This window comes from Bartonella sp. AP20NXHL, assembly GCF_042196165.1.
Classification (GTDB): Bacteria; Pseudomonadota; Alphaproteobacteria; order Rhizobiales; family Rhizobiaceae; genus Bartonella.
In genome coordinates this window covers 1-914 of sequence record NZ_JBHIPV010000091.1, presented here as the reverse complement: position 1 = coordinate 914, position 914 = coordinate 1, and the positions used below count along the sequence as shown (strand labels likewise).

Annotated in this window: 1 pseudogene; it reads right to left on the bottom strand. The window is 39.9% G+C overall.

The features are described from left to right. Positions 1-914 (bottom strand): annotated as a pseudogene (locus tag ACFILL_RS09370) (hypothetical protein); the annotation flags it as partial.

The following is a 914-nucleotide window of genomic DNA, read 5'->3' as shown; positions in this document are numbered from 1 at the left end:
CACTACCCTCTTTTTCACCACCTATCTTGATTACCTTCGTAGCATCATCCTGCTTAACAAGACTATCTCCTACAACTTTATTAATCTCATTCTGAAGCTCTTTATGAATATTCATGAATGAATCACCAACACCAGCAAAGGCAGACGCAACATCATCATAGCTCTGCTCTTCAACGGCACTGCCATCTTCTTTGACGATCTTAACTTTGAAGCTTGGAGCACTCCATTGACCTCCCTTATATTCAGCGCCACCACCTAAATAAGTTGCAACAGTCTTATTCGTCTCAAAAAGCTGTGAACCATTCACTGCATCACTTGAATCCGCAGAGATTGCACCATCTTCAAGAAACTTAATTTTGCTATTTTTTCTTTCCGATCCATCTCCATGCTTTGCTACAAAGGCTTTTTCCTTATCACTCCAAGATAAAGAATCCTGCGCTACTCCTTCAGAAACCTCTTTAATCCGTGCATTAACATTCTGAATATTCTCATCAAGCCCTGTAAACGCTGTATCTACACCACTAAAGGAAGCTTCTGTTACCTCACCTTCTGTAGAAACTTTAGATAATTTATAAGTCGGTCCTGTAAACGCACCATTATTAAACGCTGCATCACCGCCAAGAAACTTGGCTACATCTTGTGAGATCTTATTAAGCTGACCACCATTGATAACATCATGCGACTTTTCAGAAATTACACCATCTTTTACATTATGAAGTGCAACTGGTCCTTCATCCTTACCTTTACCTAAAGTCACACTCGTGTAATCAATGTCGCCATTATCACCATCTTTTTTATCGTAATGAACAACAGCTGAATCATCAGACTGAAGGCTGGTAGAAAGTTCCTTCAGACTTGCATCAAGCTGACCCTTGTTAACGGCATCATTATTATCTTTTGCATCCTCTACACCA